Source organism: Mesorhizobium sp. CA7, assembly GCF_020165015.1.
Classification (GTDB): Bacteria; Pseudomonadota; Alphaproteobacteria; order Rhizobiales; family Rhizobiaceae; genus Mesorhizobium.
Window position 1 is genome coordinate 312,002 of sequence record NZ_JAIUHH010000005.1, and the last position, 14,746, is coordinate 326,747.

Consider the following 14,746-nt stretch of genomic DNA (forward strand, 5'->3'; position numbering starts at 1 on the left):
CAGGCGTGGTTTGAGACGTGCATTCCTCGCCTATGTTTTGAACCATGCTGCCGCTGATTGCCCTTTTCCTTGCCGCCTTCGCCTTCGGCACCACCGAATTCGTCATCGCCGGCGTGCTGCCGGAGGTGGCGCAGGGCCTCGGCGTTTCGGTGCCAACCGCCGGCTATCTCGTCTCCGGCTATGCCTGCGGCATTGCGATCGGCGGCCCGCTGCTGGCTTTGGCCACCGGCAAAGTCACGCGCAAGACGCTGCTGATTGGGCTCACGATCGCTTTCACCCTTGGCCAGGCGGCTTGCGCGCTGGCACCCGATTTCACCTCGATGCTTCTGCTGCGTGTCGCGACTGCCGTGGCGCATGGCTGCTATTTCGGTGTCGCCATGGTGGTTGCAGTCAGCCTGGTGCGCGAGGACCAGCGCGGCCGGGCGGTCGCGGTCATTCTCTCGGGGCTGACGGTTTCCAATGTCATCGGCGTGCCCGCCGGCACCGCGATCGGCAGCCTATGGGGTTGGCGCGCGACCTTCTGGGTGATGGGCGCGCTGGGCCTCGTCGCGATCCTCGCCATGCTGGCGCTGCTGCCGCGCACGGCGGGCGCCGCCAACCGGCCAGCCGGGCTGGCGCGCGAAGTTCGCGTGCTCGGCCGCCAGCAGGTCTGGACCTCGCTGATCCTGATGCTGATGCTGATGATCGGCCAGTTTGCGCTGTTCACCTACATCACGCCGATGCTGCTCGAGGTCACGGGCCTCGACGAGGGCCTGATCCCCTTTGTGCTTTTGCTCAACGGCGTCGGCGCCACGATCGGCGTCCTGGTCGGCGGCAAGCTCGCCGACTGGAAGCTGATGCCGTCGCTCATCGTCATGCTTGCCCTGCAGGCGGTGACGCTTGGCGTCATCTATCTCGTCAGCCCCTATCCGTTGCCGATGGTCGCGGCAATCGTCATCTGGGGCGGTCTCAACTTCGCCATCGGCGCGCCGATCCAGACGCGCATCCTCGCCTGGACGGCCGATGCCTCCAACCTCGCCTCCTCGCTGATCCCGTCCGGCTTCAATGTCGGCATCGCGCTGGCTGCCTCGCTGGGCGCGGCGATGCTCAATGCCGGCCTGGGCTATCGCAGCCTGCCGCTGGCCGGCGTGCTCGCCATGCTGGTGGCGGTCGTGGTGGCTTTTGCCTCGCAGACCTGGGAATGGCGCAGCCGCGCGACGCCGCCGCTGCCGGCAGCCGCGGAATAATTTAATGCATATCGCCCAGAAGTGTGCAGCGGTTCTGGGACGACGACATGCATCAGAACAAAGATTTAAAGCGCGTCGCCTGAATCCGTTTCAGCGCGACGCGCTTTAAAGATCGATCCGGAACCTCAGGCTCTCTGCGCCGCCATAGGCTGCAAGTTTGGCAAACCGCCCGACCAGCCTGCCGCCATTGGCAAGCACCACTTTGTGCGAGGCAGGATTGTCGAGATCACTGGTGATCTCGATATGGTCGAGCCCGACCGCTCTCGCCTCGTCCAGCATCAGCCGCAGCGCTTCGGTGGCGTAGCCGCGGTTGCGCTTCCACGGCACCACCGCATAGCCGATATGGCCAAGCACATGCGAGGGCAGCTCCGACGTGCCCTTCTGCCAGCGAAAGCCGATCGAGCCGGCGGCCTCGCCATCCCAGATCCAGCGCCGGAATCCAGGCAGCCGCGCGACCTCGGTGCCGTCGGGCAAAGCGATGGGCGGCCCTTTCGCTTCGGGGTCATCAAGGCTGGCGAGAAATTCAACGGGATCTTTCTCGATCGCCTCGAGTTGCTCGCGCGTCGCCTCAAGGAGCCGCACATTGTCGGGCGACCATCCGCGCTCGAGCGCCGCCTTGTAGGATGGCAAATATTGGAACGCGGGTTTGACGATTTCGATCATTCTTCCCCTGTCGAGCCGGCATAGAAGCGACACGGATCGCTCTCAAGTCGCATGAAACCGGATTTCGCCCTTGTTCAGGAAACAGGCTTTGTCGAACAGCGACAGGTCCAGCGGGTTCGGCAGCCGGATATCGCCGATATCCGGGAACGCTTTCCGGGCGCAATCATATGACCTGTCGACCTGCGAGATGAAGATGAGCACCAGTCCCCGTTCCCGGGCAAACGATTTCAAGGCGCGGATCTGGACCATGAGTTCCGGATTCTCCCGCTTCTGGTCGAGCAGTTGCAGATACTCGATGACCGCCAGCGTGCCGCGCGGCGCCGACCGCAACGTCTCGATGACGTAGGCGGCGCTGATGGCGTCGGAATTGTCGAACTCGAACAGGCGGTTGAAATCGGCCGGGTCGACGCCGATGTCACGGAACCGATCGAGGATATCGGCATGCATGTATTCCAGGGTGAAGAATACGGCGCGACTGCCTTGCTTCATGGCTGCCACGGCAAGCTCGAGGCTCATCAGCGTCTTGCGCTGCCCCGGCCGCGCCGCCACGAGGACCATGTCGCCGGGGATCAGCCGCGCCAACAGGGCGCCGGCTGGCGCAGCCTCGGCAGCCTTGGCCGCAAGCAGGCTCCAACTGCCGAAGCCTTGCTTGGCGGCAACGCGGTCGAGCGCCTGGTGGAGGGGCACATTTTCGCTGCGGGACAGAAGCCGCGCCTGGCGCTTCAGATGATAGACGGGTGCGGAAAACCGCATCGAAAAACCTCCTGCCGCGAGCAGTCTTGACAACCCCTCCTTATGTCTGGCGCTCGAACAGTTGGTTCGGCGATAAACTGCCCTGCATGAACGATGCTTCCCGACGGAGGGAGGAGGCGTGGGCGCGCCGGAATCAGATCATAGCTCAATCGAGGCGGGCCGAAAATCCGACCTCCAAAAGGCGTCGCTAAACTAGAAGTGTTTCGCCGATGCGTGCGAGACCTTCTATAATCAGCCCGGCTGATTCACAGGTACGAGACATTTCGACGGAGGGGCAAGAGGGTGCGGTTGAGATCTGTTCCGCGGGGCGCGGCCATCTTCTGCCTTGTCGCGATCCTGGCCGCCCTGACGGCATCGGTCAGCTCTTTTGCGGCCTTGCGGCCGTCGACCGTTCCCGACTGGTTGCAGCGCCATGTCGGCGATGGCGAAGGCCAGATCTCTCAGGTCGTGCTGGAGCGGGCGCGCGCGCTCTACCAGAAGAAGGTCAGCGAAGGTTCGGTCAGCAACCCCTGCTACTTCGCCATGGATGCCACGCGTCCCGCGGATTTGGGCAACAGCGTGCCTGGCCAGCGCTACTACATCATTTGTGAAAGCAAGCAGCTCTTCCGCGCGGTTTCCTCGGGCCATGGCGGCGGACGCAACCTGAAAGGCGTTGCCGATTTCTCCAATGGCAGGCGCTGCGCCAAGAATTTCGGCAACGCCATGGACTCGGCGCTGACGGCCGGCGGCGCCTATATGACGGCCGAGACCAAGACGTCCTTCAAGGGCTACTATCGTGTCGGCGCGCAGAACGCGGTGTTCATGCGCAGCTTCATCCAGTTCGACGGCGAAGGCGAGGCGGCGAACGCCAGACAGCGCGTGATCGGCGGCCATCCGGCCGCGATCTTGAAGGGCCTGTGCATGCGCAAGAGCCCGCAAAGCTCCTACGCCGACCATGACGGCCTCGTTCCGTTCGGCAAGCTGGTGAACTATGCCGGCGGCCGCAGCAATGGCTGCACCAGCTGGTCGCCCGCCGACGCCGAGCAGATCATCCCCCTCGTGAAGAACAACCCGACGACGCTCTACATCTACCCGGAATCACGCGACATCGCCGCTGTCGCCCGGGCCAAGGCTGCCGGCCAGGCGCTCTCAAACGCGGGCACCTATTGGAACGCCTCCTGCCTGAAGGAGATCGGCACTCCCAAATTCTGGCCGAAGAAGATGCTTGAGCCGATCATCGCCCAGTACAAGAAGGATCATCCGGCACCACCGCCGCAGCCGGTGCCGATCTGCAAGGACTGACACCGTCGTCTATTGCAGCAACCCCTTGATGATGGCGCTCGCCTTGGCGAAGTCCATCTGGCCGGCATATTTCTGCTTCAGCGCGCCGATCACCTTGCCCATGTCCTTCTGGCTGGCCGCGCCCGTCGCCGCGATCGCCTCGCGCGCCGCAGCCTGGATCGCCGCGTCGTCGAGCTGCGTCGGCAGGAACTCGCGGATGATCGCCATCTCGCCGCGCTCCTGCGCCGCCAGCTCCGGCCGCTTGCCATCCTCGAAAGCCTTGGCGGATTCCTCGCGCTGCTTCACCATCTTGGCGAGAATCTGCAGGATCTCCTCCTCGCTCGCCGGCGGCTTTCCGGCGCCGCGATTGGCGATGTCGCGGTCGTGGATAGCGGCCTGGATCAGCCGCAGCGTCGGCAGGCGGTGCTTGTCCTGCGCCTTCATCGCGCTCTTCATGGATTCGGCGATTTTCTCGCGCATCGTGCTTCTCCTTCGAATGCGGCGGACAATAGCTTTGCCGAACGGCCAACGCAAATCCCGCCAAGCCGCTGATATTGCTGGACGAAAGCAAATCGGCCGTGGTCCGGGGGCGCCGCATTGACCGCTCCGGCGCATTCGCCTATGTACTCGGTCCTGCATGAGACAATGAGTTGACGCGTGGGAGCCGGGCAATCCAGCTTCGCGCCTTGCTGCGTAAATGGTCCTCCCGACCGATTGCCGCGCCTGACAGGAGTGCCGCCATGGCCACGACCACCGCCCCGTGGGCAACCGAAAAGCCGACCGCCCTTCTGGTGCTCGCCGACGGCACGGTGATCGAAGGCCGCGGCCTTGGCGCCACGGGATCGGCGGTTGCGGAAGTGTGCTTCAACACTGCGCTGACCGGTTATGAAGAAATCCTCACCGATCCGTCTTACGCCGGCCAGATCATCACCTTCACCTTCCCGCATATCGGCAATGTCGGCACCAATGACGAGGACATCGAGGATTTGCATCCGGCCGCCCGCGCCGGCGCTGTCGGCGCCATCTTCAAGGCCAACGTCACCGACCCGTCCAACTATCGCGCCGCCGGCCATCTCGACCAGTGGCTGAAGCGGCGCGGCATCGTCGCGCTGTCCGGCATCGACACCCGCGCGCTGACTGTGCTGATCCGCGAGAAGGGCATGCCCAATGCCGTCATCGCGCATGCGCCCGACGGCGTCTTCGACATCGAGGATTTGAAGCGGCAGGCGGCTGCCTGGTCGGGTCTGATCGGCCTCGATCTCGCCAAGGAGGTCACGTCGGGCCAGTCTTCGGTCTGGCGCGAGACGCCCTGGACCTGGAACGAAGGTTATGGCGAGCGGAGCGAGCCTTCCATGCACGTCGTGGCCGTCGACTATGGCGTCAAGCGCAACATCCTGCGCCTGCTTGCGGGTCTCGGCGCCAAGGTCACCGTCGTGCCGGCCAAGACCGGCGCCGAGGAGATCATGGCCATGCAGCCGGACGGCATCTTCCTGTCGAACGGCCCCGGCGATCCGGAAGCGACCGGCGAATATGCCGTGCCGGTGATCCAGGATCTCTTGAAGACCGACATCCCGGTGTTCGGCATCTGCCTCGGCCATCAGATGCTGGCGCTGGCGCTCGGCGGCAAGACCGAGAAGATGCACCAGGGCCATCACGGCGCCAACCATCCGGTCAAGGACCACACCACCGGCAAGGTCGAGATCGTGTCAATGAACCACGGTTTCGCCGTCGACGCGGACTCGCTGCCCGAAGGCGTCGAGGAAACCCATGTCTCGCTCTTCGACGGCTCGAATTGCGGCATCGCCCTGACCGGCCGTCCAGTGTTCTCGGTTCAGCATCATCCCGAGGCCTCGCCCGGCCCGCAGGATTCGCATTACCTGTTCCGGCGCTTCGTCAATCTGATCCGCGAACGCCGCGGCGAGGAAGCGCTGGCCGAACGTTGACACATTCCGACTGATCCGCGAACGCCGCGGCGAGGAAGCGCTGGCCGAACGTTGACACATTCCGAATGCCCCGCAAATCATCAAAACCTCAACCGGCGAGGGTTTCCTGTCGGACCTCGAATCCAATCGCCGTAAGCCGTCTGAGCAGACCAGCGCAATGCTGGCGAAGGCGCTCGACATCCCCCGGAGCATGGATCGAACGCTAGTCGTCCTCAGGCGGTGTCCGTCACCGGTTCCTGCGTGTGCATGCGCTCGACTTCCTTCGGCGTCGGCTTGGCAACTTTCGTCACAAAGACGATCACTGCAAGCGTCAGGAAAATTGCGCCCAGCACATAGGGAGCGCCGCCGAACACGACCGGCGCCGCCGGGCCCGTGAACCAGGAAAATATCGCGGTATAGAGCAGCGGCGTGATGATCGAGGTGATCGAGAAGATCGAGGTCATCGCGCCCTGCAATTCGCCCTGGGCCGAGGGCGGCACCTTGGCGGCGGCGAGGCTTCTGAGCGGCGGATCGGCCAGCGCCTCCAGGCAGCCGGCCACGATGACCGCATAGATCATCCAGCCTTGCGACGAAAACGCATAGCCGAAAGCGCTGAGCGCGGTGAAGGTCAGGCCGATCGCCGCCGTCCTCCACTCGCCGAGCTTGGGAATGATCCGCGGAAGCACTGTCGCCATGATGATTGCGCCGCACAGGCCGAAGGCGCCGAGCGAGAAGCCGATCTGCTGCTGGTTCCAGCCATAGCGATAGTTCGAGACGAACGCCCAGACGGCAGGATACATCATGTGGCCGAGCGTCATCAGGAAGAACACCAGCCCGATCCAGCCGATGCCGGGATAATTGCGCATCTGCATGAGCGTGCCGACCGGATTGGCGCGCTTCCATTCGAAACGGCGACGATGCTTTTCGTCCAGCGTCTCCGGCAGCAGGAACATCGCGATCAGGAAATTCACGAAGGCAAGCGCGGCGGCGAAATAGAACGGCACGCGCGGCCCGAACGTGCCGAGCAGACCGCCCAGCACCGGGCCGATGACGAAGCCGACGCCGAAGGCGATGCCGAGCAGGCCGAAATTCTTCGCCCGGTTCTCGTCGTTCGAGATGTCGGCGATGAAGGCGGATGTCGTCGAATAGCTGGCGCCGGAAATACCGGCGAGCACGCGGCCGATGAACAGCATCGGATAGGACCAGGCGATGGCGCAGATCAGGTTGTCAATGGAAAAGGTCAGCACCGAGGCAAGCAGGATCGGCCGCCGGCCGAAGCGGTCGCTCAAGCCGCCCATGATCGGCGCGAAGACGAACTGCATCGCCGCATAGACGAAGAACAGCCAGCCGCCCTCGATCGCGGCCTGGCTGACGCTGACGCCGCTCAGTTCCTCCAGATAGGCCGGCAGCACCGGCATGATGATGCCGAAGCCGATGACGTCGAGCAGCAGCGTGGTGAAAACGAGCGCAAGGCCCCGCCTGGCGGTTTTGGGGTCGATCATGATGATAATCTCCTCAGGCCGCCCGGGGCAAAGGCGGGAGGCACCTTATAGGCGACGTCGCCGACAGGAACAATACGCGAACGAAGGCAATTGCCTCATCCTGACATCACTTGCCGCGTTGATCGCCGATCCTCGCCGCCAAAGAAGCGGCAGGGCCGCGTCAGATCGGACCGCCCATCGTGTTGCAGTCGGACAGCTTGCCGCTCTTGATGCCGCGCGCCAGCCACGTCTGCCGCTGCTGTGAGGTGCCGTGGTTGAAGCTTTCCGGCACGACATAGCCCTGCATCCTCTTCTGCAGCGTGTCGTCGCCGATCTGCTTGGCCGCGTTCAGCGCGCTTTCGATATCGCCCTGCTCCAGGATGCCCTTCTGCTGCGTGTAATGTGCCCAGACACCAGCGAAGCAATCGGCCTGAAGCTCGATGCGCACCGACAGCTGGTTGGCGTCGGCCTCGCTCATGCCTTGCCGCATCTGGTTGAACTTGCCCATGATGCCGGTGAGGTTCTGCACATGGTGGCCGACCTCATGCGCCACCACATAGGCACGGGCGAATTCGCCGGACGCGCCGAACTGCTGGTCGAGCTGCTGGAAGAAGGTCATGTCTAGATAGACCTTGCGATCGCCCGGGCAGTAGAACGGCCCGGCCGCCGCCGAGGCGAAACCACAGGCCGAACGGACCTGGCCACTGAACAGCACCAGCTTGGGATCCTGGTAGGTCAGCCCTTCGGACTTGAAAATGCCGGTCCAGGTGTCCTCGGTATCGGCAAGCACGGTCGCGACGAACTGCTTCATCTCGTCATTGGCGGGGGCGTTGCCATTGTCCTGCGTGTCGGAGATCTGGCCGCCGTCTCCCGGCACCAGGCCGCCGCTGCCGTCACCCAGGATCTGCGATGGATCGAAGCCGAAATACCATCCTGCGAGCACGACAAGGATAACCAGGATGATGCTGCCGCCGCCACCGGTACGGCCGCCGATGGGGATGCGGAACTGGCCACCGCCGCCCAATCCGCCGCCAGGCCCGCCGCCGCTGTCGCTGCGTTCGTCTTCGATGTTGTCGCTCTGACGACGGCCTCTCCAAAGCATGGCAACTCCTCGCGACAGGAATGTCCTGGAGGGACCGGCATGCCACCGCCCCCCTGCAGACAATTATCGCAACGAATACGTCAAGTCAGTATTTTTCGCGAGGTCGAAACCGACACTTTGCGTCCTGCAGCGCTATTCTCGTATCGAGCCCGAGCTCAACGAGCGGAGGTCATCGCCCGGCGGAAAGCTTCCAGCGTTTCGGCGCTGACATGGTGCTCGATGCCCTCGGCGTCGATGCGCGCCGTCTCGGCGCTGACGCCGAGAGAGCGCAGGAAGGCCTCGACCGTCTGGTGGCGGATGCGGCTTTGCTCGGCGACCCTGCGGCCGGCCTCGGTCAGGAACACGCCCCGATAGGGCTTTCGCGACACCAGCCCGTCGGCGCACAGCCTGGTCAGCATCTTTGCCACCGTCGGCTGCGCGACGCCGAGCCTTGCTGCGATATCCACCTGCCGCGCTTCATTGCCGTCCTCGATCAGGTCGGCGATCAGCTCGACATAGTCCTCGACCAGCGCGCTACGGCGCGCCTCGCGAGTCTGCCGGAAACCCGCCGAATGGATTTCGGCATCGGGAAGCGGCTCTTCGCGTCGAACCGGTTTGTTCCTCAGCGCCAATCCGCGCTCCTCCTTGAATCGGGGACCGCATCCATAACACGAACCCCTGATGGTCCGGCCGTTTATTTGCATTCCCGCTCATGCGCCACGGGCGTTTGCGGCAGCCCGCCGCCAGCCTTGTCTCGGCTCATCACGAAAGCATGATCAATGAAATATAGCATATTGCATAATGTTGAGCCATGGCGTAGATAAGAGGCACGTTCGAGAATTCCAGCGGAAATTCCATGTCCGATGCCGATGCAGCAACCGTAGCCCGACCCGCATGGCGATTCGACAGGCCCGACGACGAGCAGCCGAGCCTGCGCGAGGTGAACGCCTCGATCGCGGTGCCGCGGACCGGCGTCTGGTTCCGCCGCCTGTTCGCCTTCATGGGGCCGGGCTACATGGTCTCGGTCGGCTATATGGACCCAGGCAACTGGGCGACCGACCTCGCCGGTGGTGCCCAGTTCGGCTATACGCTGCTTTTCATCATCATGCTGTCGAACCTGATGGCGATCCTGCTGCAGGCGCTTGCCGCGCGTCTCGGCATCGCCACCGGCCGCGACCTCGCCCAGGCCTGCCGCGCCTATTATCCGCGCCCGGTCAATCTGCTGCTCTGGATCGCCTGCGAGCTGGCCATCATCGCCTGCGACCTCGCCGAGGTGATCGGCACGGCGATCGCGCTGCAGCTTCTGTTCGGCATCCCGCTGATCGGCGGCGCCATGCTGACCGCGCTCGATGCTTTCCTTGTGCTGCTGCTGATGAACAAGGGCTTCCGCTATCTCGAGGCCTTCGTAGTCGCGCTGCTCATCATCATCTTCGGCTGCTTTGCCATCCAGATCTTCGTCGCCGCGCCGCCGGCCGGCACGATCCTGCATTCGATGTTCGTGCCGTCGCCGGAGATCGTCACCAATCCCGCGATGCTCTACATCGCCATCGGCATCATCGGCGCGACAGTCATGCCGCATAATCTCTATCTGCATTCCTCGATCGTGCAGACCCGCGCCTATGAGCGAACCGATGCCGGCAAGCGCGACGCCATCAAATGGGCGACGACGGATTCGACCATCGCGCTGATCCTGGCGCTGTTCGTCAATGCGTCGATCCTGATCGTCGCGGCTGTCGCCTTCCACGACACCGGCCATCACCACGTCGCCGAGATCAGCCAGGCCTTCGAGCTGCTGTCGCCCCTGCTCGGCCTGGGCATCGCCTCGATCCTGTTCGCCGTCGCGCTGCTTGCCTCCGGCCTCAACTCGACCGTCACCGCGACGCTCGCCGGCCAGATCGTGATGGAAGGGTTCCTGCGCCTGCGCATCCCGCAATGGGCGCGGCGCCTGGTGACGCGCGGCATTGCCATCGTCCCCGTGGTGGTCGTCACGGCACTCTATGGCGAGAAGGGAACGGCCGAGTTGCTTGTGTTCAGCCAGGTGATCCTGTCGATGCAGCTGCCCTTCGCGGTGGTGCCGCTGGTGCAGTTCGTGTCGGACAAGAAGAAGATGGGCAATTTCGCCATACCGCGCGGCGTTGCAGCGTTGGCCTGGGTGGTTGCCGCCGTCATCCTCGTTCTCAACTTCAAGCTCCTCTACGACACCTTCGCCGGCTGACCGCGACATTCGCGCGGGCCGCGCTATCTTCGCGCCATGGCCAAACCGGACGAAGCCCGCAGATTCTACGCCAGGCTGATGGCTGCGCACGCCCGGTCGGCCGATCCACGCATCGAGGAGGTGTTCGCCGCGGTGCCGCGCGAGGCCTTCCTGGGTCCGGGGCCATGGACCGTCTTTGCCGGCGAAGGCCGGTTCCAGACGCCGAGCGCCGATCCTGGTTACATTTACCAGAATGTCCTCGTCGTGCTCGATGCCGACAAGGGCATCAACAATGGCGAGCCGATGCTGCACGCGATGTGGCTCGGCAAGGTCGAGCCGAAGCCGGGCGAGCACGTTACCCATATCGGCGCCGGCACAGGCTATTACACGGCGCTGCTGGCGAGGCTGGTCGAGCCGGGGGGCGGCGTCACCGCCTTCGAGATCGAGGCCGATCTTGCCGCGCGCGCCAAGGCGAACCTCGCCCGGTACCGCAACATCGAGGTGATCCACGGCGACGCCGTCGCCAACCCTTTGCCGCCCTCCGACATCGTCTATGTCAATGCCGGCGTCGTCGCGCCGCCCGCCGCGTGGCTGAAAGCGCTGAAGCCCGGCGGCCGCATGATCTTTCCGTGGCGTCCCTCCGAAACCGTCGGCCTCGCGGTGCTCGTAATGCGCCTGGAAAACGGCTTTGCCTGCCGGCCTTTCATGGGCTCCTGGTTCATCCCTTGCGTCGGCGCCTCCACTGCCGAGCCGGGCGCAAAAATACCGACACGTGAGCGCGCCGCGCGCACCCGCTCGATCTGGCTGAGGAAAGACAAGGCGCCCGACCGCACTGCCACCGCCGCCTTCGGCGAGGTCTGGTTCTCGTCACGCGCCATTCGCGTCGACGACACGCGCTAGAAATTCGCGGGGCCGTGTCGGAGAGCAGCCTTGCCGTTCGTCCTTGGAGCAATTCCAGGAAAAGTGCGAAGCGGTTTTCCGTCAGGAATTGCGTCGAATGCTTTAGGCAGAAATCCGGCCGCGACGGCGCGGATCGTGAAAGGGAGAAGACAGATGCGCAAGATCATCGCCGCCACATTCGTTAGCCTCGACGGCGTCATGCAGGCGCCGGGCGGGCCGGAAGAGGATCCGGTCGGCGGCTTCAAATTCGGCGGCTGGACCTTCCATTATTTTGACGAGGTCGCAGGCGCGGCCATGGAGGAAATGTTCTCCAAGCCGTTCGACCTGCTGCTCGGCCGCAGAACCTACGATATCTTCGCCGCATACTGGCCGTATCAGAACGATCCGATCGCGGCTGTCTTCAACCCCGCGGTCAAATATGTGGCGACGCACCGGCCGGATACGCTGACCTGGCAGAACACGCAGTCGCTCGGACCGGATATCGTTGCAAGGCTCAAGGAGCTCAAGCAGGAAGATGGACCCGACCTGCTCATCCAGGGATCGGGCAATCTGATCCAGACCCTGCTCGCCAACGGGCTGATCGACGAGATCCGGCTGATGACCTTCCCGCTGCTGCTGGGCAAGGGCAAGCGGCTGTTCGGCGACGACGCGATGCCGGCGGCCTTCAAGCTCGTCAAATCGCAGGCTTCCACCACCGGCGTCATCATGGCGACCTATGAGCGCGGAGGCGAAATCCGTACGGGCTCGTTTGCCCAGCAGGAGCCTTCGGAAGCCGAGCTCGAACGGCGCAAAAATTGGAAGTAGCACAAGGCTGTCGCGCGGCGGGCAGACCCGCCGCGCATTGCCTCTCTTTCGAACGACGATTGAACGGTCAGGAGCCGCCAATGATGCCCACGATCACCGCCTTTGAACGATCGCCCGATGGTGGCAGGGGGCTCGCGCGCGACATGCACGTGCGCTGGGCGCTCGAGGAAGTCGGCCAGCCCTATGATATTCGCCTCGTTTCGTTCGATGCGATGAAGCAACGCGCGCATCTTGCGATCAATCCCTTCGGCAGTATCCCGACCTATGAAGAAGGCGATCTCGCCCTGTTCGAGTCAGGCGCGATCGTCCTCCACATCGCGGTGCGTCACGCGGGCCTGTTGCCCGATGATGCGAACGCCCGGGCGCGCGCGGTCGCCTGGATATTCGCCGCGTACAGCACAGTGGAGCCGCCGATCCTCGACCGCGCGACGGCCGTGATCATGGAGCGCGACGCGAGGTGGCACGACGAGCGTCTGCCGCTGGTCGACGACCGCATCCGCAAGCGGCTGGCCCAGCTCTCCCACCATCTCGGCGATAGTGATTGGCTCGATGGCGCCTTCAGCGCCGGCGACCTTGTCATGGTGGGCGTGCTACGCCGGCTGCAGAGATCGGGACTGCTGAACGAATTACCGAACGTTGCCGCCTATGTCGCCCGCGGCGAGGCGAGGCCGGCCTTCAAGCGCGCTTTCGACGCGCAATTGGCGGTCGCCATGGCAGTGAAAGGCTGACGCCGCGTCACGCCGCCTGCCGATAGCGGGAAAGACCTTCGCGGATATGGCTGGCAAAAGCCTTTGCGGCCGGCGCGGCGGCATGTTTCGGCAGATGCAGGTTGACGGAGAAATTCGGCAGCGCCGGAAGGCCGGCGTCTGACAATATGTCGAGATCGGCGGGAACCGTCGAGGCAAGCCACGCGGTCACCGCGAGGTCCGAGCGCACCGTCGCTGTCGTGGCATCGATGTTGCCGTTCTCGAACACTGTGCGCCAGTCGAGCCCGTGTTCGCCAAGTGCGGCCAGCACCGCCGGTCGGAAGGCGCAGGTGTCGGCGACGATCGAAACCGGCAGCGGCCGCTTCAGGCGTGCCGTCCCGCCTCTGGCGCCGACCCAGACCAGCCGGTCGACGAGCAGGCATTCGCCAAGGGTCGGGCCGACACGCTCCTCGATAACGGCAAGGTCGATGGTGCCCGCCGCCAGGGCCGCCGCGAGTTCCGGCGAGGACGCGCAGATCAGCGAAATCTCCACCTGCGGATAGGCTTCCGCATAGGCCTTCAGCACGGGCGCGAGCAGCGTGCCGACAAGGTCGTAAGGTACGCCGATCCGCACCTGCCCGGCAACCGCCCTTCCCCTGATCTCGGCAAGGATCTCGTCATTGAGCTGCAGCAGGCGGCGGGCTTTGTCGAGCAGCCGCTCGCCCACCCGCGTCAGCCTCAGGCCGCGGCGGTCGCGCTCGAACAGGCGCTGGCCGAGCACCTCCTCCAGCCGCTTGATCTGCTGGCTGACGGCGCCTTGCGTCAGGTGAAGCGCATTGGCGGCCGCCGTCATGTTGGCCTTGTCGGCGGTGGTGACGAAGGTGCGGATAAGGGTCGTGTCGAGATCGCGGATCATGCCAGGTATTATAATCACTAATGCAAACCATACCAAACATTGCATTTACTGATGCTGCCAAGCGCCTAAGCATGTCTGCTCCTCGATTGGGAGGCCCGCATGTCCGACACCATCATCCCGCTGGTCCTGTTCGCGCTGATCTCGACCTCGACGCCCGGCATCGCCACGACGTTGTCGACCGCGTCGGGCGCACAATTCGGCTTTCGCCGTTCGGTGCCGCTGATGGCCGGCAGCGCCGCGGGGCTGGCTACCGTGGCCGCCGCGGGCGCGGCAGGCCTGGCTGGACTTCTGGCCGCCATTCCATCCCTGCAGCTTGCCATGAAGATCGCCGGCTCGCTCTATCTGATCTGGCTGGCGATCAAGATCGGCCGCAGCGGCCCGCCCAACCTCGACATCAGCATGGCCAGGCCGAACAGCTTTTTCGGCGGCGCCGGCATCCAGTGGATGAATCCGAAAGGCTGGGCGATGGGGCTCGGCGCCGCCGCATCCTTCGCGGCCCTGGCGGATGGCCCGTTGCAGCTTGCGCTGCTGCTGGGTGCCGTGTTCGGGCTGACCGCAGCCTTTTCGCTGTCGCTGTGGTGCGTGGCGGGAACCCTGCTTGCCCGTCTCCTCAAGACGGAGCGCCAGTGGCGCGCGCTCAACATCGTGCTCGGCCTTTTGCTGGCCGCCTCGATCCTGCAGATGTGGCGGCCGGTGTAGTGCTGTTCCTCGCCCCCACGAAAGTCGCTACGCTATGCACACATCTTCTGTGATTGACTGATCGACCTGAGGCTCGATTGCCAAGTGGTTCCCCCAATCCGTCGCTGCTTCGCAGCGCCACCTTTCCCCCCTCCGGAGGGAAAGGAAGGGAGCGTTGCTGG

Annotated in this window: 15 protein-coding genes; 8 read left to right on the forward strand and 7 right to left on the reverse strand. The window is 64.3% G+C overall.

Going from position 1 to position 14,746, the window contains the following annotated elements; all coding sequences use genetic code 11:
* Positions 1–44 precede the first annotated feature (44 nt).
* Positions 45–1,226 carry an MFS transporter gene (locus LB552_RS13805; protein WP_224606855.1) on the forward strand — a complete coding sequence of 394 codons (1,182 nt, stop codon included), beginning with the start codon at positions 45–47 and terminating at the stop codon, positions 1,224–1,226.
* 105 nt (positions 1,227–1,331) lie between these two features.
* Here the strand turns inward: LB552_RS13805 and LB552_RS13810 are convergent, their stop codons facing one another.
* Together LB552_RS13810 and LB552_RS13815 are read right to left on the reverse strand one after the other, a co-directional pair.
* A complete protein-coding gene (locus tag LB552_RS13810; protein ID WP_224606859.1) occupies positions 1,332–1,889 on the reverse strand; it encodes a GNAT family N-acetyltransferase in 558 nt (185 codons plus the stop codon).
* 42 nt (positions 1,890–1,931) lie between these two features.
* Positions 1,932–2,642 carry a DNA helicase gene (locus LB552_RS13815; protein ID WP_224606862.1) on the reverse strand — a complete coding sequence of 237 codons (711 nt, stop codon included), beginning with the start codon at positions 2,640–2,642 and terminating at the stop codon, positions 1,932–1,934.
* Between the two features lie 282 nt (positions 2,643–2,924).
* Between LB552_RS13815 and LB552_RS13820 the strand changes: the two genes are divergently transcribed.
* Positions 2,925–3,923 carry a murein L,D-transpeptidase catalytic domain family protein gene (locus LB552_RS13820; RefSeq protein ID WP_224606865.1) on the forward strand — a complete coding sequence of 333 codons (999 nt, stop codon included), beginning with the start codon at positions 2,925–2,927 and terminating at the stop codon, positions 3,921–3,923.
* A 9-nt stretch (positions 3,924–3,932) separates the two neighbouring features.
* On the opposite strand, the gene LB552_RS13825 is transcribed toward LB552_RS13820, so the two are convergent.
* On the reverse strand, positions 3,933–4,382 hold the full coding sequence (locus LB552_RS13825; RefSeq protein ID WP_224606272.1) for a GatB/YqeY domain-containing protein: 450 nt from the start codon (positions 4,380–4,382) through the stop codon (positions 3,933–3,935).
* A 260-nt stretch (positions 4,383–4,642) separates the two neighbouring features.
* Here LB552_RS13825 and carA point away from each other — a divergent pair, with 260 nt between their 5' ends.
* A complete protein-coding gene (carA, locus tag LB552_RS13830) occupies positions 4,643–5,845 on the forward strand; it encodes a glutamine-hydrolyzing carbamoyl-phosphate synthase small subunit (protein WP_224606868.1) in 1,203 nt (400 codons plus the stop codon).
* A 212-nt stretch (positions 5,846–6,057) separates the two neighbouring features.
* Here carA and LB552_RS13835 read toward each other — a convergent pair whose 3' ends face one another.
* From LB552_RS13835 to mntR, 3 genes are all read right to left on the reverse strand, one after another.
* Positions 6,058–7,326: a TCR/Tet family MFS transporter gene (locus tag LB552_RS13835; RefSeq protein ID WP_224606871.1), complete on the reverse strand. Its 1,269-nt coding sequence runs from the start codon at positions 7,324–7,326 to the stop codon at positions 6,058–6,060.
* A 160-nt stretch (positions 7,327–7,486) separates the two neighbouring features.
* Positions 7,487–8,407 (reverse strand): neutral zinc metallopeptidase, encoded by a 921-nt coding sequence (locus tag LB552_RS13840; RefSeq protein ID WP_095766616.1) that lies wholly within the window; start codon positions 8,405–8,407, stop codon positions 7,487–7,489.
* Between the two features lie 155 nt (positions 8,408–8,562).
* Complete coding sequence (gene mntR, locus LB552_RS13845) at positions 8,563–9,018, reverse strand: manganese-binding transcriptional regulator MntR (protein WP_176476973.1); 456 nt, start codon at positions 9,016–9,018, stop codon at positions 8,563–8,565.
* Between the two features lie 224 nt (positions 9,019–9,242).
* On the opposite strand from mntR, the gene LB552_RS13850 reads away from it, so the two are divergent.
* From LB552_RS13850 to LB552_RS13865, 4 genes are all read left to right on the forward strand, one after another.
* On the forward strand, positions 9,243–10,601 hold the full coding sequence (locus LB552_RS13850) for an Nramp family divalent metal transporter (RefSeq protein ID WP_224606888.1): 1,359 nt from the start codon (positions 9,243–9,245) through the stop codon (positions 10,599–10,601).
* 78 nt (positions 10,602–10,679) lie between these two features.
* Entirely contained in the window at positions 10,680–11,480 is an 801-nt protein-coding gene (locus LB552_RS13855) for a protein-L-isoaspartate O-methyltransferase family protein (protein ID WP_411966008.1), read from the forward strand.
* Positions 11,481–11,633: 153 nt separating this feature from the next.
* Complete coding sequence (locus tag LB552_RS13860; RefSeq protein WP_224606895.1) at positions 11,634–12,284, forward strand: dihydrofolate reductase family protein; 651 nt, start codon at positions 11,634–11,636, stop codon at positions 12,282–12,284.
* 80 nt (positions 12,285–12,364) lie between these two features.
* Positions 12,365–13,012, forward strand: a complete 648-nt coding sequence (locus LB552_RS13865) for a glutathione S-transferase family protein (protein WP_224606898.1) — start codon at positions 12,365–12,367, stop codon at positions 13,010–13,012.
* Positions 13,013–13,019: 7 nt separating this feature from the next.
* On the opposite strand, the gene LB552_RS13870 is transcribed toward LB552_RS13865, so the two are convergent.
* Entirely contained in the window at positions 13,020–13,886 is an 867-nt protein-coding gene (locus tag LB552_RS13870; protein ID WP_224606901.1) for a LysR family transcriptional regulator, read from the reverse strand.
* Positions 13,887–13,985: 99 nt separating this feature from the next.
* Between LB552_RS13870 and LB552_RS13875 the strand changes: the two genes are divergently transcribed.
* On the forward strand, positions 13,986–14,585 hold the full coding sequence (locus LB552_RS13875) for a LysE family translocator (protein WP_224530528.1): 600 nt from the start codon (positions 13,986–13,988) through the stop codon (positions 14,583–14,585).
* The last annotated feature ends 161 nt before the right edge of the window (positions 14,586–14,746 follow it).